At 65.3% G+C, this 20188-nt stretch carries 21 protein-coding genes; 6 read left to right on the top strand and 15 right to left on the bottom strand.

The features are described from left to right. The first annotated feature begins 31 nt into the window (after positions 1-31). Positions 32-655 (top strand): polyhydroxyalkanoate synthesis repressor PhaR, encoded by a 624-nt coding sequence (gene phaR, locus ACETII_RS04755; protein WP_363349759.1) that lies wholly within the window; start codon positions 32-34, stop codon positions 653-655. Between the two features lie 78 nt (positions 656-733). Here phaR and ychF read toward each other — a convergent pair whose 3' ends face one another. Further along, the gene (gene ychF, locus ACETII_RS04750; protein ID WP_472787315.1) at positions 734-1831 is read right to left on the bottom strand and encodes a redox-regulated ATPase YchF; all 1098 of its coding nucleotides are present in this window, start codon (positions 1829-1831) and stop codon (positions 734-736) included. A 103-nt stretch (positions 1832-1934) separates the two neighbouring features. Then, positions 1935-3599 (bottom strand): di-heme-cytochrome C peroxidase, encoded by a 1665-nt coding sequence (locus ACETII_RS04745; RefSeq protein WP_472787314.1) that lies wholly within the window; start codon positions 3597-3599, stop codon positions 1935-1937. 293 nt (positions 3600-3892) lie between these two features. Here ACETII_RS04745 and ACETII_RS04740 point away from each other — a divergent pair, with 293 nt between their 5' ends. Both ACETII_RS04740 and ACETII_RS04735 read left to right on the top strand, forming a co-directional pair. Continuing rightward, the gene (locus ACETII_RS04740) at positions 3893-5146 is read left to right on the top strand and encodes a serpin family protein (RefSeq protein WP_472787313.1); all 1254 of its coding nucleotides are present in this window, start codon (positions 3893-3895) and stop codon (positions 5144-5146) included. A gap of 117 nt (positions 5147-5263) precedes the next feature. After that, on the top strand, positions 5264-6601 hold the full coding sequence (locus tag ACETII_RS04735; RefSeq protein WP_472787312.1) for a L,D-transpeptidase family protein: 1338 nt from the start codon (positions 5264-5266) through the stop codon (positions 6599-6601). Positions 6602-6604: 3 nt separating this feature from the next. On the opposite strand, the gene ACETII_RS04730 is transcribed toward ACETII_RS04735, so the two are convergent. The 8 genes from ACETII_RS04730 to ACETII_RS04695 form a co-directional block, all read right to left on the bottom strand. Beyond that, entirely contained in the window at positions 6605-7381 is a 777-nt protein-coding gene (locus ACETII_RS04730; protein ID WP_472787311.1) for an ABC transporter permease, read from the bottom strand. Then, positions 7378-8208 carry an ABC transporter ATP-binding protein gene (locus ACETII_RS04725; protein ID WP_472787310.1) on the bottom strand — a complete coding sequence of 277 codons (831 nt, stop codon included), beginning with the start codon at positions 8206-8208 and terminating at the stop codon, positions 7378-7380. The genes ACETII_RS04730 and ACETII_RS04725 overlap by 4 nt, the downstream gene beginning before the upstream one ends. Then, on the bottom strand, positions 8205-9194 hold the full coding sequence (locus ACETII_RS04720; RefSeq protein WP_472787309.1) for an ABC transporter substrate-binding protein: 990 nt from the start codon (positions 9192-9194) through the stop codon (positions 8205-8207). Before ACETII_RS04720 ends, ACETII_RS04725 begins: the two co-directional genes overlap by 4 nt. Positions 9195-9228: 34 nt before the next feature. Beyond that, the gene (locus tag ACETII_RS04715) at positions 9229-10563 is read right to left on the bottom strand and encodes a TldD/PmbA family protein (RefSeq protein ID WP_472787308.1); all 1335 of its coding nucleotides are present in this window, start codon (positions 10561-10563) and stop codon (positions 9229-9231) included. Between the two features lie 5 nt (positions 10564-10568). Continuing rightward, on the bottom strand, positions 10569-12113 hold the full coding sequence (locus ACETII_RS04710; protein WP_472787307.1) for a TldD/PmbA family protein: 1545 nt from the start codon (positions 12111-12113) through the stop codon (positions 10569-10571). 19 nt (positions 12114-12132) lie between these two features. Continuing rightward, complete coding sequence (locus ACETII_RS04705) at positions 12133-12867, bottom strand: RluA family pseudouridine synthase (RefSeq protein WP_472787306.1); 735 nt, start codon at positions 12865-12867, stop codon at positions 12133-12135. 24 nt (positions 12868-12891) lie between these two features. Continuing rightward, positions 12892-13680 carry an SGNH/GDSL hydrolase family protein gene (locus ACETII_RS04700; protein ID WP_363349749.1) on the bottom strand — a complete coding sequence of 263 codons (789 nt, stop codon included), beginning with the start codon at positions 13678-13680 and terminating at the stop codon, positions 12892-12894. Positions 13681-13803: 123 nt separating this feature from the next. Beyond that, a complete protein-coding gene (locus tag ACETII_RS04695; RefSeq protein WP_472787305.1) occupies positions 13804-14841 on the bottom strand; it encodes an acyltransferase family protein in 1038 nt (345 codons plus the stop codon). A gap of 316 nt (positions 14842-15157) precedes the next feature. Here ACETII_RS04695 and ACETII_RS04690 point away from each other — a divergent pair, with 316 nt between their 5' ends. Next, positions 15158-15958 carry an enoyl-CoA hydratase gene (locus tag ACETII_RS04690; RefSeq protein WP_472788216.1) on the top strand — a complete coding sequence of 267 codons (801 nt, stop codon included), beginning with the start codon at positions 15158-15160 and terminating at the stop codon, positions 15956-15958. A gap of 7 nt (positions 15959-15965) precedes the next feature. Here ACETII_RS04690 and cysE read toward each other — a convergent pair whose 3' ends face one another. Continuing rightward, positions 15966-16817 (bottom strand): serine O-acetyltransferase, encoded by an 852-nt coding sequence (gene cysE, locus ACETII_RS04685; protein ID WP_363349746.1) that lies wholly within the window; start codon positions 16815-16817, stop codon positions 15966-15968. Between the two features lie 2 nt (positions 16818-16819). Further along, complete coding sequence (locus tag ACETII_RS04680; RefSeq protein WP_472787304.1) at positions 16820-17416, bottom strand: LemA family protein; 597 nt, start codon at positions 17414-17416, stop codon at positions 16820-16822. Positions 17417-17548: 132 nt separating this feature from the next. Here ACETII_RS04680 and ACETII_RS04675 point away from each other — a divergent pair, with 132 nt between their 5' ends. Continuing rightward, complete coding sequence (locus ACETII_RS04675) at positions 17549-17968, top strand: SufE family protein (RefSeq protein WP_363349744.1); 420 nt, start codon at positions 17549-17551, stop codon at positions 17966-17968. Between the two features lie 48 nt (positions 17969-18016). On the opposite strand, the gene ACETII_RS04670 is transcribed toward ACETII_RS04675, so the two are convergent. The 3 genes from ACETII_RS04670 to ACETII_RS04660 form a co-directional block, all read right to left on the bottom strand. Beyond that, on the bottom strand, positions 18017-18871 hold the full coding sequence (locus ACETII_RS04670) for a DUF6456 domain-containing protein (protein ID WP_472787303.1): 855 nt from the start codon (positions 18869-18871) through the stop codon (positions 18017-18019). Then, on the bottom strand, positions 18868-19236 hold the full coding sequence (locus ACETII_RS04665; protein WP_363349742.1) for a chromosomal replication initiator DnaA: 369 nt from the start codon (positions 19234-19236) through the stop codon (positions 18868-18870). Before ACETII_RS04665 ends, ACETII_RS04670 begins: the two co-directional genes overlap by 4 nt. A gap of 136 nt (positions 19237-19372) precedes the next feature. After that, the gene (locus ACETII_RS04660) at positions 19373-19987 is read right to left on the bottom strand and encodes a hypothetical protein (protein ID WP_472787302.1); all 615 of its coding nucleotides are present in this window, start codon (positions 19985-19987) and stop codon (positions 19373-19375) included. Between ACETII_RS04660 and ACETII_RS04655 the strand changes: the two genes are divergently transcribed. Beyond that, positions 19986-20174, top strand: coding sequence for a hypothetical protein (locus ACETII_RS04655; protein WP_472787301.1), 189 nt, complete (start codon positions 19986-19988; stop codon positions 20172-20174). The two genes, ACETII_RS04660 and ACETII_RS04655, sit on opposite strands and share 2 nt — an antisense overlap. Positions 20175-20188 lie beyond the last annotated feature (14 nt).

Raw genomic sequence — 20188 nt, 5'->3', positions numbered from 1 at the left:
CCGGCGGGTCGAGGGGAGCGGCGGCAGGCGTATGGCGACGGAAAAAAAACCTACGGTTATCAAGAAATACGCCAATCGTCGTCTCTATGACACGGGCACCAGCACCTACGTCACGCTCGAGGATCTGGCCGCCATGGTGAAGCGGGGCGAAGATTTCGTCGTCTGCGACGCCAAGACCGGCGAGGACATCACCCGCCCGGTGCTGACGCAGATCATTTTCGAGCAGGAGGGCAAGGACGGGCAGAGCCTGCTGCCGATCGCCTTTCTGCGCCAGCTCATTCGCTTTTACGGGGATTCCATGCAGATGCTCGTGCCGAGCTATCTGGAGTTCTCGATCGACAAGCTCACCAAGGAGCAGCAGAAGTTCCGCGATCAGCTCACCTCGGCGCTGCCGGCCGGCCCCTTCGCCGAGCCCACGCGCCAGGCTTTTCAGGCGATCGAGGAGCAGACCCGCAAGAATATGGCGGTGTTCCGCCAGGCGCTGACCATGTTCAACCCCTTCGGCCTGCCCGCCGAGGGCGTCGGCGCCACTACCGGCCCCTCGCTCGACGAGCACGAGGGCGCGGCTGGCAAGGAGGGCGGCGACGTGGCCGAGCTCAAGCGTCAGCTGGACGAGCTGAACAAGCGGATCGATAATCTGTCGAAGCCGGGGTAGGGGAAATCGTCCCGCATCGCCCGTTGGCGTGTCTGTCGGCGCGGGGATGGCCGGGATGACCCCGGCCGTGACTTCGGGCTAGGTATTGAACCTGAAATGCATCACGTCGCCGTCGGCGACGACATATTCCTTGCCTTCCAGCCTCAGCCGCCCGGCGTCGCGCGCGCCCGCCTCGCCCTTGTTGGCGACATAATCGTCGAACGCGATGGTCTCGGCGCGGATGAAACCCTTCTCGAAATCCGTGTGGATGACGCCGGCAGCCGCCGGGGCGCGCGTGCCTTTTTCGATCGTCCAGGCGCGGGCCTCTTTCGGGCCGACCGTGAAATAGGTGATGAGGCGCAGCAGGTCGTAGCCGGCGCGGATGACGCGGTTGAGGCCGGGTTCGCTCAGACCCACGGCGTCGAGAAAGTCGTTCTGCTCCTCGGGGGCCATCACCGCGATTTCGCTCTCGATCTTCGCCGAGACGACGACCGACGCCGCCCCTTCCTCGGCGGCGCGGGCGGCGACCTTGGCGGAATTGCCGTTGCCTGCGGCCGCCGACTCCTCCTCGACGTTGCACACGTAAAGCACCGGCTTCGACGACAGGAGCCCGAGACCGTTGAACGCCACGCGCTCCTCCTCGGAGACTGTCGCCATGCGGGCCGGCTTGCCCTCGCGCAGCAGCACGAGGCAGCGGTTCATGAGCTCGACAAGCTCCTTGGCCTCCTTGTCGCCGCCCTTGGCCTTCTTTTCGAGCGCCACGACGCGCTTTTCGAGGCTTTCGAGATCGGCGAGCATGAGCTCGGTCTCGATCGTCTCGATGTCGCGGATCGGATCGACGCCGCCTTCGACATGGGTCACGTCGCCGTCTTCGAAACAGCGCACGACATGGGCGATGGCGTCGCATTCGCGGATATTGGCCAGGAACTGATTGCCGAGGCCTTCGCCCTTCGAGGCGCCGCGCACGAGGCCGGCGATGTCGACGAAGGTCAGCTGCGTCGGGATGATTTGCTTCGACCCTGCGATCTGGGCGAGCGTCTCGAGGCGCGGATCGGGCACCGCCACCGCCCCGACGTTGGGCTCGATGGTGCAAAAGGGGTAGTTCGCGGCCTGCGCCGCCGCCGTCTGCGTGAGCGCGTTGAAGAGGGTCGATTTGCCGACGTTCGGCAGACCGACGATGCCGCATTTGAAGCCCATATCCGTCCCGCTTGATTGGAGTTGTCCGCTTGGCGCGGGGTATGCGGGGCGGCGCGGCAAAAGGCAAGGGGGCGCGCCGGCGCCCCCTCATTTTCGACGCGCGTCAGAGGCTCTTCAAATATTCCAGAAGGGCCTTTTTCTCATCCGGAGCGAGCTTCACGCCGAACTCATGGCCGCAGCGGCTGTTGCCCGAGCCCCGTTTCGCGCAGTCGTCCGCCGTATAGGTCGAATTCAGGCCGGGCTGCTCCTTCGCGAGGCCGACATTCTCGATGTCATAGGCCCGGCCGACCTTGAACGAAGCGGGACGCTCCGAGGCCGGCTTGAGAAGGTCGGCGAGCGTCGGCACCGAACCATTGTGGAGATAAGGCGCAACGGCCCAGATCCCTTTCATCACGCGGGACTCATAGGCGATCGGCGGGGCCTCGCCGGGCTTCTTGTACAAATCGCCCAGCGCCTTTCGCAGCTTTTCGAGCAGCGCGGCCCGCAACGCCGCCGGCGTCGCCGGCTTGATCGGCAGACATTCTTCGACGATCGGGCGGAACACGTCGAGACCGAAATGCAGCGGCGCCTCGAGGATCGAACCGATGACCGAAAGGCCGAGAATGGTGATGATCTTGTCTTTGGGCTTCAGCGGCTTGTCGATGCCCGGAACGAAGGCGATCGACGCGCCTTCGAGCACGCCGGTCTCGGCTTCGCGGCCGAGCACCGTATATTCCTTCGAGTCGGTGCCGACATCCTGGATGGGCGTGCGCCAGGTGTCGGGATTGCAGACCCGCGCCGCGCCGGTCTTGATCTCGTGACAGCCCTTGGCGCAGCCGCCGTCTTTGGGGTCGCGATGGAAAATCTCGTCGCCTTTGGCGACGAGCGCGGCGTCGAGCGCCCAGGGCCATTTTGGCGGCTCGATCTGCTTGAGAAGAATTTCGAGCCTCTGCAGCCCGGCGTAGTTCAACGAGGAATCGTTGAGGTAATTGATGACGTTCGGAAGGATGGACTTCGTCGGCCGATAGACGCCGAAGACGCCGTAGACCTCGCCCACGTTACGCGCGAGGCCGAGAATGTCGTCGCCGTTGCGCGCGAAGCCCGGCCATTGCGTGATGTCCTGAACCGGGGCCTTCCAGACGAACGGATAACGCACGGGCGCATCCGCGGGGGCGATGTTGTCTCTGTTGATGCGGGTCGGCGGCTCGCCGATATCGAGCCCGGCGACGCGGTTGAAGATCATCGAAACCGCATCGGCGCGGCCGACGCCCCAGCCGGGCGCCGGCAGGGCCTTGCTCATCAGCGCGTGATAGGGCGCAAACCACGCCTGCACGTCATCGCGCAGTTCTCTGCGCGCCTCCTCGCTTTGCGCGCCGACGGCTTTGCCGAAGTCGTCGAACGCCGTCGCGTCTTTCAAAACGTGATCCACCGCCCAATCGATGTCGGCGAGGAGCGATTGAAAATCGGTGAGCGCCGGGCCGCCGTCGACTCGCCAGGAGACGCCGTCGACATCGATCTGCCGCACATGGCACGCCGAGCAGGTCATGCTGAGCGTGCGCACATTGTTTTCCGAAGCTGTGAGGAAGCCCACGGGGAGGCCCGGCGTCGGACTGTCGGGATTGGGCAAATAGCCATAACGGGCGAGGCCGTCGTCGAGAAAGCCCGAGCCATCGGCGCGTTTGAGCGCCTTGAACCAGGCGAAGGGGATGATCCGAGCGCCCTGGTCGCGGGTGTAAAAATCGTTCCGGCTTTCAGAGGTCCATTGTGCGCCCTGGCTTGCAAATTTCACTTCCGCTATCGAAGGGGTTGCGACGGCGAGCGCGAGCAGCGAAACGGCGCTAAAACAAGCAAGCGATAAAAGTCTCGAGCTTTTCCTCAACATGGCTTTCTCCAATAATATTCGTAATATTTCAGGCAAATAGCAGAGTACAGCTGGGCCGACAACAGAGTCGCCGGCGTTATCGGCGCGCTTTCCCCAAGGCGCTTCGCGGCGACCGTGTCGACGCCCTGAGCCGGCTTTGCAAAAAAGCCAACTTGGCCAAGGAGTATAGCAGCGGAAACTGATATTTTGAGGAGGCATTTATGAGAAGAGCGCTGGCGGTCTTTATCTTCTTCGCACTGATCGCCGCCGTCGGTCTGGGGATTCATGCGTGGGCCGGCGGGGCGGCGGAGCACCTCATCGCGAACCCCATCGATCCGGCCAAAGCCGCCGCACTGTCCGTGGCCCTGGCCGTCCCTCAGGCTCGGGTCGCCGTCGAGTTGATCGGGCGACTTGCCGATAACGACAAGAAAAACGTCGTCGTCTCGCCGGCGAGCGTCGCCTCGGCCCTGGCGGTCGTGGCCGAGGGAGCTGATTCCAGGTTGAAGACGGCGATTCTCGCCTCGCTTGGCCTGTCTGCCGACGCGCCCGAAAAAGCGCTTGCCGCCCTGCACGAGGCCCGCGCGAGCCTCGCCGTCGACAACGGCGAGCTTTTCGCCTTCGCGGATCGCCTTCTGCTCGCGTCCGGCCTTACGCCGGCGCCGGAACTCGCCGCCCGTCTCGAGGCGCTGGGCGCCAAGCCCGCCAATGTGGATTTCTCGAACCCGGCCGCGATCGAGGAGATCGACGGCTGGATCAACGAGACGACCAGGGGGGCGATCCCTTATCTGCTTCGAAGGCAGCCGCTTCACAAAGTCGTCTTCGTCGCCCTCAACGCGCTCTATTACAAAGGCAAATGGCGCAGGGCCTTCGATGCGGCGCTCACACGGCCAGCGTCCTTTACAGGCGCCGACGGCGAAGCCGGCAAGGTCGACATGATGCAGATCAAGGCGCCGCAGGCCTATCGCTCAGAGGGGAGCTTCGTCGGCGTCGATCTGCCGTTTCGGGACCGTTTCTCGCTCGTCGTCGTCACGACGGCCGACAAGCCCGCGAAGGCGGCGGAGTTTTCGATGGTCGCCAAGTGGCTGACGGGCGCGGGCTACGAGACTCGCGCAGTCGACCTGAGGCTGCCGCGCTTCAAGCTCGACGGCGGGCCCGTAGAGCTGCTGCCGGCGCTGGATGCGATGGGAGTGGGCGAAGCGCGGCGCGATCCGGAAGCGTTGCGGGCCTTCGGCGCAAACGCCGCGCTCGACAAGGTCTTGCAGCGCGCGGTCGTCGAGGTGGACGAGCAAGGGGCGACAGCCGCCGCCGTGACCGCAGCCGTCGCGGTACGCGGAATTCCCCGTGAAGCGCCAAAAATTACGCCGATGACCGTCGACAAGCCTTTTGTCTTCGCCCTTCGCGACGGCAATACGGGCCTGATCTTGGTCGCAGGCTATGTCGCGCGATTGCCTGTCAATGCCACGCGGGGAATTTGAATCGCGCGCAATCGGCGTGACACGCAGGGGCGCGCTTGGAAAGCTGTTGACCCTGCAGGATCGACGCCTGAAAAGCTCTTGTCGACGATCGTGAGCGAGAGGACGAATCGGCCCACCATGACGCGCGCGAAAATTAGCAGTTTCTGCCTCGCCGCTCTGCTCGCCGCGCCGGCCTGCGGCGCCGCATGGGCGCAATCCCCGGCTGCCGCTCCGGCGCCAGCGCCCGCGACCGCTGCGCCCGTCCCTGCGCCGGCGGCCCCGGCTCCCGCTCCCGCTGCGCCAGCCACGCCCCAGGCCGCCGTCTCCGGGGCGGAGGCGGGCGCGCCGAAGCCGAAGCCAAAGCCGAAACCGCCGGCGCCCCCGCGCGAAACGGCGCTTTCCGACGACCCGACGCCCGTTCTCCAGCCTGAAACCTTCTTCACGACCTCAAAGGCGTCCCAGCGCTACGCGCAGATCGTCGATCTCGGCGGCTGGCCGAGCGTCGGCGTTCCGCTGCGCGCCGGCGCCAAGGGACCGGCGGTCGTGGCGCTGCGCCGCCGCCTCGCCGCTGAGGATGACGCGGTGACGGACACGCGCAAACAAAGCTGGGACGCGGAGCTCACGGCCGCCGTCAAGCGCTTCCAGTTTCGCATGGGGCTGAAGCAGACGGGCGTCGTCGCCGGCGCCACGCTGCGCGCCCTCGACGTGCCGGCGGACGTGCGCTTCCGCCAGCTCGCGTCGAGCGCGCAACGTCTCGCCGGCGTCGATTTTCCCTTCGGCGAGCGCTACATTGTCGTGAACATTCCCTCGACGGCGGTCGACGCCGTGGAGAACGACCGCGTGGTGCGCCGCTATGCGGCGATCGTCGGCGATCCCGAGCATCACTCGCCGGAGGTGCAGGCGAAGATCGTCGCGGTGAACATCAATCCCACCTGGACCGTGCCGACCTCGATCATCAAGAACGAGATCGCGCCGAAAATGCTCAAGGACCCCGGCTATCTCACGCGCTCGCGCATCAGGGTGCTCAACAATCGCGGCGAGGAGGTTGATCCGCGCTCAATCAACTGGGCGAGCGAGCGGGCGGTGAATTACACGCTGCGGCAGGATTCGGGGACCGGCAATTCGCTCGGTTCGATCCGCATCTCCATGCCCAACCCGCACTCCGTTTATATGCACGACACGCCGTCGCGGAACCTGTTCGCCAACGACTACCGCTTTCTCTCGCACGGCTGCGTGCGGGTGCAGGGGGTCGTCGATCTCGCCGCCTGGCTGCTCGACGGCGCGAACGGCCCCGCGCTCGGCAAGTTGGAAATAGAGGCCAAAATCGCCATCGGCGAGCGCGAAGAGGTCAAGCTCGCGCGCCCTGTCCCGGTGGTGTGGGTTTACATGACCGGCTGGGCGTCCGCCGACGGAAGAGTGCATTTCCGCGACGATGTTTACCATCTCGACGAGGCAGGCGGCGTCGCGGAGCAGTAAGGCTCAATCGCGCCTCTCCAGCGCGCTCTCGTGCCAGCCGCGCAGCAGATAGTAAGACAGGGCCGAGAGCGCGCCATAGATGGCGAGGCCGGTCGCCGAGATTAGCGCCAGCGCCGCGAACATGCGCGCGATATCGAGACGAAATCCGGCTTCCACGATGCGATAGGCGAGCCCCTCTCCCTGACCCGAGGCGCCCGCCGACAATTCGGCGACAATGGCGCCGACGAGCGCGAGCCCGCCGCCGATGCGCAGTCCCGTCAGAAACTGCGGCAGCGCCGAGGGCAGCCGCAGATGCACGAGCCTTTGCCAGGCGGAGGCGTGGTAGAGATCGAAAAGGTCGCTGAGCGCGTGGTCGACCGAGGCGAGGCCGAGGGCCGTATTGGAAAGAATGGGAAAGAACGCCACCAGAAAGGCGCAGACCAGCACGGCGCTGTCGGGCTTCAGATAGACGAGCAGCAGCGGCGCGATGGCGATGATGGGCGTTACCTGCAGAATGACCGCGAAGGGCAGAAGCGCCCGCTCCAGCCATTTCGACTGCGCCAGAAGCAGCGCCAGCGCGACGCCGCAAGTGGTGGCGATGGCGAGCGCTTTCAGCGTCACGCCGAGCGTGACGGCGAGAGACGAAAACAGCAGGGCGCGATCTTCGATCAGCTTGGCGAAAATCGCGGAAGGCGCGGGCAGAACATAGGGCGGAATGTTCTTCGCCGCGACGATCCACTCCCAAAGTCCGAGGAAGGCCAGAAAGACCGCAAGCGGAATGACGGCGTCGCGCAGCTTCACCGCGTCTCTCCCATGGCGTCGTGCAGGGCGCGCGAGGCGCGGCGGGCCGTCGTGGAGAAAGTCTCGCTCATGCGATAGTCGTCATTGCGCGCAATCGACGGATCGACCTCGATCTCCGCGACGATCGCGCCGCGCGGGCGCGACATGACCACCATGCGCGTCGAAACGAACGCGCTCTCGAAGATCGAATGGGTGACGAAGACAATTGTCGCGCCGAGCCGTTCCTTCAGCGTGACGAGCCCCTCGTTGAGCTTGCAGCGCGTCACTTCATCGAGCGCGGCGAAGGGTTCGTCCATCAAGACGAGCGATGGCCGCGTGATGAAGGCGCGGGCGATGGCGCAGCGCATTTTCATGCCGCCCGAAAGCTCGCGCGGCAGGGCTTTGGCGAAATCCGCGAGGTCGACTCGCTCGAGCGCCTCCATCACCAGCCCTCGCGCCTCGGCCCGACTCCCGCCGGCAAGGCGCAACGGCAGGAAGACATTGTCGAAGACGCTGGCCCAGGGGAGCAGCGTCGGGTCCTGGAAGACGAAGCCGATGTTGTCTCGCGCCGCCTCATCCGCCCAGGCGATGGCGCCGGCGGTGGGCTCCGTCAGTCCCGCGATCAGCCGCAGCACGGTCGATTTGCCGCAGCCGGAGGGGCCGAGCAGCGTCAGCGTCTCGCCCTGCCGGACCTCGAGGTTCAGGCCCGCGAGCGCCGTGACGCCATTGGGAAACGTCTTGCCGATGTTTGTAAGCGAAAGGAGCGGCGGCGAGACCGCGTCATCGCGCCGCGCCGCCGGCCAGCTCGATGGCTTTGCTTTGCTGGCGATGACGGAAGCGTCTGTCAACGCTTGGCCTCCATGCCGACCTTCTTGCCGATGAAGCGCAGCGTGTAGCCCTTCTTGTAATCGAGGTCGGCCGGAACGACGCCGGCCTTGGCCATTTTTTCGAAGAAGCTTTTCATGCGCGCATGCGTCATGGCGCCGACGCCAAGCGTTTGCGCGTCGCCCCAATCGACGACGCCGCGCTCTTTCATCTTGGCGAGCGAAAAGGCGATCTGGCCGTCCGTCATCTCCGGATTGTCGCGCTTGATCGCCGCATTGGCCGCGGCGTTATCGCCATTAAGATAATTTTGCCAGCCGATGATCGAGGCGTCGACGAAGCGCTGCACGAGGTCGGGCTTCTTGTCGATCGTGTCGGCGCGCGTTTCGATCGTCGTCGAATAGCCGTCGTAGCCAACGTCTGCGAGCAGAAAGACATTCGGCCGGAAGCCGCCCTGTGTTTCGATGGCGTAAGGCTCCGAGGTGAGCAACCCCTGCTGGATCGACTTCTTGTCGGCGATGAACGGCGCGGAATTGAAGCCGTAAGGCTTCACCTTCTCGTCGCGAAAGCCATAGGCGTCTTTGAGCCATTGCCAGACGGAGGCGCGCATGTCTCCTGCGATGAAGGCCGTCGCTTTGGGAAGGTCTTCGAAGCGATCGAGGCCCTGGCCGGGATGCGACATGAAGATCACCGGATCGATCTGAAACATGCTGGCGACCGTGACGAGCGGCACGTTCTGCTGCACGGATTCGAACATCTGGATCGTATTGGCGCCCATGGCGAAGTCGACGCGTCCCGCCGCGAGCAGCAGCCGCGCGTTGATCTGCGGGCCGCCCTGCTGGATCGTCACGTCGAGGCCGTAGCGCGCGTACGTGCCGTCGGCGAGCGCCTGATAGAAGCCGCCATGCTCCGCCTGCGCGCGCCAATTGGTGGCGAAGGTCACCTTGTCGAGGGCAGCCGCCGGGAGCGTGGACAGCAGGGCGAAAAAAGCAGCGAGAAAACGAAGAAACATAAAGCCGAGCGCTCCGTGGTCTCGCGGGGATAAGTCACACGCCGCTGGATTTCGAGGAGAAATGAAACTTCTCGACGAGCATCGGCGGGGCCGCCGCCGCGCCGCCGCCGCCGGCTGCGCGCCATGTCCGCTCTGCCGGACCGAGCGCGACGATGTTGGCGAAGAGTTCGCCGAGCCGCTGATTGAAGCGCATGTTGCGCACCGGCGCCGTCACGCGGCCGTTTTCGATGAGGAAATTGCCGTCGCGGGTGAGGCCGGTGAGAAGCAGGCTCTTGGGCTCCACCATATTCTCGTACCAGATTCGCGTGATTAGCACGCCCCGTTTGACCGAGCGAATCATGTCGTCGAGCGAGGCGTCGCCGCCCGCCATGATGAAATTGCGCGCGAAGGGAATGGCTTCCGCGTCCGTCTTCTGCGCCCAGGCGCGCGAGCGATAGAGCGAAGAGACGACGCCCTTGTCGATGAAGGCGCGGGCGCGGTGCGGCACGCCTTCCCAGCCAACGCCCGCTTCCGGCGCCAGCGGGTCGGCTGGGTCGATGCGGATCGTCAGTTTCTTGTCGAAAAGTTTCTCACCGATCAATGCGCCGCCGCCCGGGCGCGCATAAAAACTGCGGCCTTCGTCCGCGGCCCGCGCGTCCATCGCGCTCAAGGTCCAGAAGGCGAGTTCCGCGACCGCGACCGGTTCGAGGATGACCGTGTAATCGCCGGGCTCGAGATCGACGGGCTCGGTGTCATGCGCCGCCTTCTCGCAAGCCCGCCGCGCAATGCTTTCAGAATCGAGGCGCGCCGAAAAAAACTCATGTGCGCCCGCCCAGCCCGACCATCTGTCGGATTTGTTGCGCGCGGTGGCGGAAAGGTCGATTTCGCTGCGGCGTTCATAAGCGAAGAGACCGGCGCTCGTCGCCAGCGCCTCGAATCGCCTGGCGCTGGAGGCGCAGCCGAAGGTGTCGACCCCGACGCGCGCGCCTTCGTCGATCACCCGCGCCGCCTGCGCGGCGAGCGTATCGAGCCGCAGCGCGCCGGCGTTGTCGTCATAGCGCGCCGAGGTTTCGTATTCCTGCGGGCCGAGCGGCGCGACATAGTCCGGATCGACCGGCAACATGCGGGCGATCTCCTCCGAGCGCGCGCGCGCCGCCTCGAGCGCCTCATCGTCGAGGCGCGTCGTCGTGACCGAGCCGACGCGCCCGCCGATATGGGAGGAAATGCGCAGGCTCGTCTCCGAGGTCGCGAGATTGGTGGTGGCGCCGCCGCGCGCGAAGCGCAGGCTGAAATCCTCGCCCCCGTCGATCCGCACCACGCAGGCGTCGGCGTTCGAGCGTTCGATGATGCGCTCAGTGATTGTCCTTGCGTCGTCGGAGGAGAGAAACATGCGCTTTACGCGTCGCCGCTCGTGTTCAGCACGCGCACCTGGCGGAAGCGCGCGGGCGGGCTGCCGTGGGAAACGGGCGCGACCTGCACCGGCTCCGCCTTGCCGCAGGTGAAGGTGCCGTCGAGATGATAGGTCGAGGCGTCGCCGAGCCCGTCCAGCGAATTCCAAAACGGAATCGTTCGGCCCTGATAGGCTCCGTCGCGCAAGAGCTCGCCGAGCTTGCCGTTCTTGATTTCGTAGAAGAGCTGCCCGCCGAATTGGAAATTATCGCGCTGCTGGTCGATGCTCCAGCTTCCCGCGCCGACGACATAGACGCCGTTCTCGATCCCGCCGACGAGATCGTCCAGCGTGCATTTCTCGGGGTTGGGCGCGAGTGAAATATTCGGCATGCGCTGAATCGGAAAAGCCGTGGGGCTGTCCGCATAGGCGCAGCCGTTGGAGGCGGACAGGCCGATGTAATGCGCCTGCCCCAGCGCCATCTGAAAATTCTTTAGCACGCCCCGTTCGACGATCTTGAATTCGGCCGCTTCAGCGGGCGCGCCGTCGTCGTCGAAGCCGATGGTCGAGAGCGCGCCGGGCTGCGAGCGGTCGGCGACGATCGTCATGAGCTCCGAGCCGAAGCGCAGCGCGCCCCGCATCTGCGGCTTCACGAAACTCGTGCCGGCGAAATTCGCTTCCCATCCGAGCACGCGGTCGAGTTCGGTGGAATGGCCGACAGTCTCGTGAATCGTGAGCCAGAGATTGGTCGGATCGATGATGATGTCGTAATCGCCGGTCGTGACCGGCTTGGCCGCGAGCTTGGCCCGCGCCTGCGCCCCGGCCTCGGCGGCTTCCGTCAGGAGGCCCGCGCAGGTGACATACTCCCAGCCCGCGCCGCGCGCTGGGATCAGACTGTCGCGGGAGGCCATGCGTCCCGCGGCGCGGTCGACCGCCGTGGCGGTGAAGGTCGGATGCACCCGCGTCCGGGTCTGGCGGATGCGCGCGCCGAAACTATTGGCGAAGAGCCGCTCCTCGCGCGCGATCGACAGCGCGGCCCAGCAGAAATCGGCGCCGGCGTCGCGCGCGGCGGCGCAAACGGCAAGCAGAAGATCCGATTTCTCGCGCGACGAAATGGCGAAAGGATCGACCCCCATAGGCATGATCCATTCCGCCTCATGGGCCGGAAGCTGCTCGAGCGCGATCGGCGCGCCTTGAATGGGACGGACCGCGCGGGCGTTCTCGAGCGCGCGCTCCACGCCTGTGCGAATGGTCGCCTCGTCCAGCCGCTTCGCGCCGTAAAAGCCCCATGAGCCGTCGAGCAGGACGCGCAGGCCGAACCCGCGCGTGGACCGCTCGTCGAAATGCTCGAGCCGGTCGTCCTTGGCCTGCGCATATTCACGCAAGGTTTCGCCGAGGCGAATGTCCGCATAGCTCGCGCCGCCGCGTTTCGCGCCATCGAGCGCGAGATCGGCAAGTCTGTCGAGCAGCGCGCGGTCGAGGGCGAAGCGGCTCCCGCTCGTCGCATCGGCCCGCTCCGGGGCGTCCCTGAGGGGCGCAGCTGTTCGCGCCACTGAAGCTTCTCCTTCGGATTCAGTCCACTAATTTGAGCGCTTCGCTGGCGTTTGGCAATTCCCGTAATGCGTCGGCAGCCGCGCGCCAGCCGCACGCGGCCAGGGCTTCGCGCATATGTTCGGGGGCCGGCGCCGTAACGCTCACGGGCGGCTTGCTGTCCTGCATCGGGATCGTGATCGCCCGCGCATGCAGATGCAGCGGCGGAGCGTCCTCGCGGCGGCCATGACCATAGACCGGGTCGCCGAGGATCGGCCACCCCATGGCCTGCGCATGCACCCTGATCTGATGGGTGCGGCCGGTGTGCGGGGTGAATTCGACGAAGGCGCGGGCGCCGTCGGCCGAGCGGCCGAGCACGCGCCAGCCGGTGCGCGACGGCAGGCCAAGCGGGTCCGGACGCATCCACCAGCCGCGCGCCGCGTCGAGACGGCCCAGCGCCAAGTCGATCTCGCCGGCGTCGCCTTCCGGGGCGCCCTCGACCACGGCCCAATAGGTCTTGCCGACGCGCCCGGTCTTGAACAGCTTGCCCAGCCGATCGAGCGCCTTGCGATGGCGGCCCAGCACGAGGCAGCCCGAGGTGTCCTTGTCGAGCCGATGGGCGAGGGCGGGGGCGCGCGGCAGGCCGAAGCGCAACTGGTCGAAGGCGTCCTCGAGGCTCGGGCCGCCCTTGGGGCCGCGATGCACGGGAACGCCCGCCGGCTTGTCGATGACGAGCATCAGCCCGTCGCGGTGCAGAAGGCGGGAAAGGAGATCCATAAACCGGGTTCTAGCAGGGGGCGGCTATCTCCGCTCGGCCACGCGGCTCGGGAGCGTCATCGCTTCGCCGATGAACCTACCATATTTGTGGAGATATTCATCCGTCAGATGCACGCCGTCGAGCTTGTAATATTCCTCATGGCCCTCGAATCTGTCGACGAAATTGTCGAATTCGAGCACATGCAGGTCGGGATGGTCGCGCCACAGCGCGACGCGGTAAAGCTCGTTCACCTGGAAATCGCAACTGTCGTAGAAACAGCGCAGCACATTGCGCTTCATCCGGCTGAAAAGATTGGGCGGCTTGAACCAGCGCTCGTTCACGCGCGGGATGGAGATCACCTCCACATCGTCAGCGTCGGCAAAATACTCGGTGAGTTTCTTGGTGAACTCGACGTAATTCGCGGCGCCGACGTGCTGAATGACGTCATTGACGCCCGTCATCAAGATCACCTTGTTCGGCGGATTGGAGTCGTAAAGCGAATAAAGCCGGTATTTGGGGAATTTTTCGCGAAGCTCCGAATAGAGAAGGCGCGAATTTCGCCCGTTGAAGCCGATGCTGCAGGCCTGCACGCCGCGTCCGCCGAGCCGTTTCGACACCACCTTGGGCAATTCCGGAAAAACCTTGCCGTCGGAGGCCCAGGACTCGCCGACGACGAGCACGGTATAATTGTTGGGTCCGTCGTTGACGAGCGAGCAGGCGACGACCGGCTCGTCCGTGCGCTTCAGGGTGAGGAGCGTCAGGCCGGTTGTGACGGCGAGGACGAAAAAGCCGCGCCGCAGGCCTGGCAGAAGGATCTCAAGCCCTTGTTTCAACAAAGCGGACGCCCCTTGGACTCATCGGGGCTCGAAACCACGACGCGCCTCAAGCTATCAGCTTTACAGGGCTGCCGCCACTTACGCTTTTTGCTCTAAGTCCACAGACTTAGCCGCCGCGTGTCAGGCGAGGGCGGGTTGCAGCGCCGCGCCGCCGGGCTCCGCAGTCGCCGTCACGCGCCGGCGGGCGACCCAGCCAGCCCGCAACCTTCCGATCGGCCGGTCGAACAGCAGCCAGATCAGCCAGGAGGCGACGAGAATGACGATGACCGCCTCCGAGCACAGGACGAAACGATCGGCATAGGAGCCTTCGCCCGTGCCGATGGCGCCGATCACCGACCAGTGCAGCAGATAGAAGATGTAGGAAAGGTCGCCGAACATCCGGTCGGTCGAGCCGCTCTTCTGCTTCGTCGTATAGATCGCCCAGGGCGTCATCATCACGGCGATCAGGAGATTGGCTTTGCTGCTGAAGGCGAGGAGCTGGGTCTGCGTCGGATCGGCCGCGACGCTCTTGAAGAAGATCGCCGCATAGACGGCGAGCAGCGCGAAGGTCGCGCCGAGCGAGGCATAGGCCAAACGGCGGCTCGGCTTGAGGTCGTGGGTCGCGGCGGCGACGCCGATGCCGAAGAAATACAGGAAGGGCAGCACCGTCGCCGAGCCGCCGAACTTCGGCGCCAGAAGCGACAGCAGGACGCAGCCGAGCAGAACGAAGATGTTTCTCGACACCAGGAAAACGACGACCGGCGCGACGAGATAGAACTGCATCTCCATGTCGAGCGACCAGCCCGGCACATTCGCCTGATAAGAAAGCGAATTATAGCCGAGGATCATGACGTTCGAGAAAAGCTGGCGCATCAGGCCGCCGGCCTCCGCCGGCGCGACGCCCCGCCACCACAGAAGCGTCCAGGCGATCGCGGAGCACAGCATGAAAACCGGCGCGACGCGCCAGAAGCGCGAGACGAGGAAGGTGAAATAGGACAGGCTGGTCTTGGAATAGGTCTTCGTCCACATCGTGGCGACCCAATAGCCGCTGAGGACGAAAAAGATCAGCACGGCGGACATGCCGAGATTGAACTTCGTCGTGTGGTGCACGAAGACCGCAAAGGCCAGCGCCATTCTCAGCGCGCCGGGCGACGCAAATTTGTCCGATCCAACCGCCATGACTGCTCCAGGGCCGCCGCATGAAAATCTGACAAATTGCTTTACTCCCTCCCGGCGCGATCGAGCTGTGGCAAGAGGTCGCGAAGGGGCGCGGCGAGGTGTGGCGTGGCGTCGCAGGCGAGCAGAGGCTTGCAGCGGTTGCGCGCCCCCGGCGCGCCCACCTACGCCACGAGGCGCCACAAAGGCTGCAAGACATGGGTCCGCACCGCGGGGACTCCCGCCGGCAAGCGGGGGCGTGACGCTGAGCGGGCGGGGCGCGCTCAGGCCAGGCGTTAAACCTCTGTCGAAGATCAGGCGCGGTTGCTACATCTCGCTCATGCCGATCGATTCCCCCACCCCCAAGCTCCGCGTTGAGCTCCGTCAAGGCGTGGCGCGCCTCCTCATCGACAATGGAGCGAAGCGCAACGCCTTCGATCTCGAGATGTGGCGGGCGCTGCCGCCGCTCGTCGCCGCAATCGACGCCGAGCCCTCGGCGCGAGTCGTTTTAGTTTGCGGCGCCCAAGGCCTGCCCTTCTGCTCGGGGGCCGATATTTCGGAATTCTCCACCGTGCGCGCGACAAGCGCCGGCGGGCGGGCCTATGAGCAGGCCAATGTCGAGGCCTTCGACGCCATTTCGGCTTGCTCCAAGCCGACGATCGCGGCCATATCCGGCTTCTGCATGGGCGGCGGCATGGGGATCGCCGCCGCCTGCGACCTGCGCGTCGCGCAGGAGGGCGCGGCCTTCGCCATTCCGGCCGGACGATTGGGCGTCGGCTATCCGCCCTCGGCCATGCGCTATGTGGTGGCGGCGGTGGGCGCGCAGCGCGCCTTCGAGATGTTCTTCACCGCCCGACGCTTCACCGCGAAGGAGGCGCTCGCTGCGGGGTTCCTGGCGCGGGTTTTCGAATCGGAGAGCTACGAGGGGGCGGTGGACGATCTCTCACAGACGATCGCCGCCAATGCGCCGCTGACGCTTGCCGCGGCCAAGGCCGCCATCCGCGCCGCCGCCGGACTTCCCAATGCGCCGAGCCTCGCAGACTGCGAGGCCCTCGCGGCGCGCTGTTTCGACAGCGCCGATTACATGGAGGGGCGCGCGGCCTTTCTCGAAAAACGCGCGCCGAAGTTCACGGGAAGGTGAGGTGAGCTCAGATCACGTAATCGAACGAGTCGTACGCGAGCCCGCGCAAGAGCTGGTCCATGTCGCGGGCGGGCTCGGCCGCCGCCTCGACGCCAACGACCTTCGCCGGCACGCCCGCGACCACGGAGTTGGGCGGAACCGGGTGCAGCACGACGGACCCCGCCGCGATTCGCGCGCGCTGGCCGATCTCGATATTGCCGAGGATCTTCGAGTCGGCGCCGATCATCACGCCGCGCCGGATCTTCGGATGGCGGTCGCCCGCGACCTTTCCGGTGCCGCCCAACGTCACGCCGTGCAGGATCGAGACGTCGTCCTCGACGACCGCCGTCTCTCCCACGACGAACCCCGTCGCGTGGTCGAGGAAAATCCCCTTGCCGAACCGCGCCGCCGGATGAATGTCGGCGGCGAGCGCGTCCGAGGCGCGGCTCTGGATGTAGAAGGCGAAGTCGCGTTTTCCCGCGCGCCACAGCGCATGGGCGAGGCGCGACGCCTGGATAGCGTGATAGCCCTTGAAATAAAGCAGCGGCTCGATGAGGCGCCGGCAGGCGGGGTCGCGTTCGACATAGGCCGCCGCGTCGGCGCGGAACGCGTCGCCGATCGTGGGCTCGCTGTCGAGCGCGGCGAGAAAGGCGTCGGCGATTGTCGCGGCGTCCATCGCCGAGGCGCCGAGCCGGCCGCTCACGCGATGGATCACCGCCTCTTCGAGGCTATGCCGGTTCAAAAGCTCGCCCATGAACAGGGGCGCGAGGGCGGGGTCGAGCCGCAGCGCGTCCTCCGCCTCCTGCCGCATATGCGCCCACATGGCGTCACGCTCCGCGCAAAGCGCGCCGAGTTCTTGCGGCGGGCGCTCGCTGGCCATTTCTAGAACTTCACCTGCGGCGCCTGCTGCGCCGACTCGCTCGCCGAAAATTCCGCCATCGGTTTGGCGTCCGCAAAGAAAGTCTTCGCCCACAGCAGGGTGGGAAAGGTTCGCAGCGACAAATTATATTCGCGGACGGCCTCGATATAGTCCCGCCGCGCGACATTGATCCGGTTCTCCGTGCCTTCGAGCTGGGATTGCAGCGCCAGGAAGTTCTGGTTCGATTTGAGGTCGGGATAGGCTTCGCTCACCGCGAGCAGCCGGCCGAGCGCGCCGGTGAGCTGCGCCTGCGCGTCCTGGAACTGCTTCATCTTCTCCGGATCGGTGATGCTCGAGGCGTCGACCTTCACGGCGGTCGCCTTGGCGCGCGCTTCGACGACGGATGTCAGCACGTCGTTTTCCTGTTTGGCGTAACCTTGCACCGTCGCCACGAGATTGGGAATAAGATCGGCGCGGCGCTGGTACTGGGATTGCACGGAGGCCCATTTGGCCTTGGCGTTTTCCTCGAGCGTCGGGATTGTGTTGTAGCCGCAGCCCGACAGCGACAGGGCGGCGACAATCGCGACGGCGAGGATGCGCCAGCGGGGCATGAGGCTCATATTCATCTCCATGAAATCGGGACCAGGGCGCGCCCCGGCAAGTTTAGGATAGTCACAAACTTAAGGCCTCGCTCTTCGCATGGAAAGGGCGCGCGCCTGGTCTAGAATGAGCAGGGAAACAGAGGAAGGCGCATGGTCATCGACGACATCATCGGCAATTTCGAGCTCTTGGAGGAGTGGGAGGATCGCTACCGCTATCTGATCGAGCTGGGCCGCACGCTCGAGCCGCTGCCGAAGGAATCCTACGCAGACGAGAACAAGGTGCGCGGCTGCGCCAGTCAGGTCTGGCTCGAGACGACGCGCGGGCGGGACGCCGACGGCGCGCCGACGCTCACTTTCCGCGGCGACAGCGACGCGCATATCGTGCGCGGCCTCGTCGCGCTTGTGCTGGCGCTTTATTCCGGCCGCCGCGCGCAGGAGATCGTGGAGACGGACGCGAGCCCGCTCTTCAAGCAGCTCGGGCTCGCCGAACATCTCACGCCGCAGCGCGCCAATGGCCTGCGCGCCATGGTCGAGCGCATCAAGAAGGAAGCGCGCGACGCCCTGGCGTAAAGCGGCCGTTTGCGCCTCGACGGACGCGGCCGCTTCGCACGCTGACGTTTACAGGCTGGGCCGATAATCCTCCGCGCCCCAGTGCACGAGGCTTTTCGCCCGCGCGGGGCCGGTGGCGGCGGCGCCGATCCCATAATGGCGCGCGAGCCGCGCGAGCGCGATCTTCAGCACCACCTTGCCGGAGCGCGCCGGCCATCCGCGTTCGCTTTCGACCGTCTCCAAGCCCTTGAGATAGCCGCACATGTCGGTGAGCAGCCCGGCGAGATCGGGCCCGACGGCGTCATAGGCGCGCGCCAGACGTTTGCGGGCGTCCAAGGCGATCTCCGTGACCACGACGCCGGCGTCCGCTCCCCGCCGCGCGCCGGCGCCGGACGACTCCCAATTGGCGGTGACGCGCTGGAGGATTTGCGCCTGCTCGATATCGCGGCGGAAGCGCTCGCCGGCCTCGATCTGCGCGGGATCGAGGAAGGGCCGCCCATCCGCCCCCTTTCGCCGGGCGAGCCAGGCGAGAGGGCTCTCGGCCTCGTTCACCAGCGTCGGCCCCGCGCCTTTCTCCGCCGGACGCCGCGCGTAATCGCCGTGCTGGGCGCGGAACGGATCGAGTTCGGGATCGTCGGCCGCCCGCCGCCGCAGGTAGGCGCGGCCGGCGTCGGTCAGATAGAGCCGACGCGCCGTTCCTTCGCGGACCCATTGCGCGAGCCCCTCCGCCACCGCCGCCTCGCCCGCCTCGGCGGCGATCCGGGCGCGGGCAACGGTGACGCCCTTGCGGGGGGCGAGCACGACGAGCGTGTTCGCGTCGAAATCGCTCGGGGCCGCGCAGGCGCCGGCCTCGCCGAGCGCCCGCGCCAGCCGTTCGAGCGCCCGCGCGGCCGTTTCTTCCCTCGGTCGGCTTGCCTTGCTCATCGCCCGTCTCCTTCCCCCGCGATCAGCCCGAAGACCATGTCGCGCTGGGCGGCGACCGCCCGTTCGAGCCTCGCGGCGCAGCGGTCGAAGGCGGGATTGCTGCGCAGGTCCTCGATGCGGGCGCAGGCGTAGCGCATCGAGGCGCGGTCGCGCGCGAAATCGCGGGCGCAGGCCGAAAGGCTGGCGCCGAGCGCGACGTGATGGAGATAGACCGCGAGATGCCGCGCGCGCGTCACCCTGGCGCGGGTCCGCCAGCGATCAGCGAGGGCGGCCACGGGCACCCCGGTCGCCGCAGCGGCGGCCGCCGCGCTCAGCCCCATGATCGGCGGGGGCGGAAAAACAGTCCTGTCCAGAAAGGCATGCATCGTCTCGGTCTCCCTCTGCGAGATCAATGTAAAGCTTAAGATGGAAAAAAATCCTATTCAAGGGAAAAAATTCACAATTATATACGTGACAAAGCAGAAGGATGTGGTAAGGTGATACCGCGTGACAGGCCGGAAATCAGCGAAGCTCAGGATGGTCTTTCAAATATTGACGCCATGCTCGATCGCGGCGTGACTGAGCTTCGCGCTTCTGGGCGTCTTGAGATAGAAGACGACGCAGCAGATCGGGCGCTGGTCTTGGCAATTCTTGATGCTGTGATGCCGGCGTCGTTACAGACAGATCAAAATATAAAAGACAGTCGATAAGCTCTACGAACTTTTCTCTGTATGAGTAGATTTCGCGTAAGTGTATCTTTGGCTTAGGTGAGAATAGCGCGAGAAACGGTTCAATGTGGGAATTCTCTGTCCCTTCAAGAAATACAGTTCCGTGAGCGATTTTGTTGCGAAGTTTGTAATTCGACATTACTTCACTTCGGAGTAATGACCAAGTATATGCAGCGTGTCTGTGAGCAGCAGATGCTTCTAGGCACTTAGACAATAGGTCTATCTTTGCTTCAAAACTTCTTAGAGCAGCCCAGATAATGTCTGCTCTATAGTGCTCATGCGGTCGGAAAAGGTTCTGGAATATAAGGAGCAGGCGAAACTCTACCGCTCCCCAGGCCATAATTGTTTCTCCTATGGCCTGCAACAATTTGGTATCATGGTCTTTATTCGGTAGGTCTGGAGTAGCCATGTCGAAGGACTCTGATTCGGATCAAGACGGCGCAATGGCTATGGCCAACGAAACTCTACGCCGGCTGCACAAGATGCCGCCGAAGCCGCATAAGGAAAAAGGCGGCGCAGATACGCCGCGCCGCCCAACTAAGAGAAAGATTACTTCTTCTTCGAAGGATTCGTCGGCTTCGAAGGAGGAGTCTTGATGGTCTCGACGACC

Source organism: Methylocystis sp. NC52PC (genome assembly GCF_055698645.1).
Note: the sequence above shows the minus strand (reverse complement) of the source record. Positions and strands in the feature narration are given on the sequence as shown.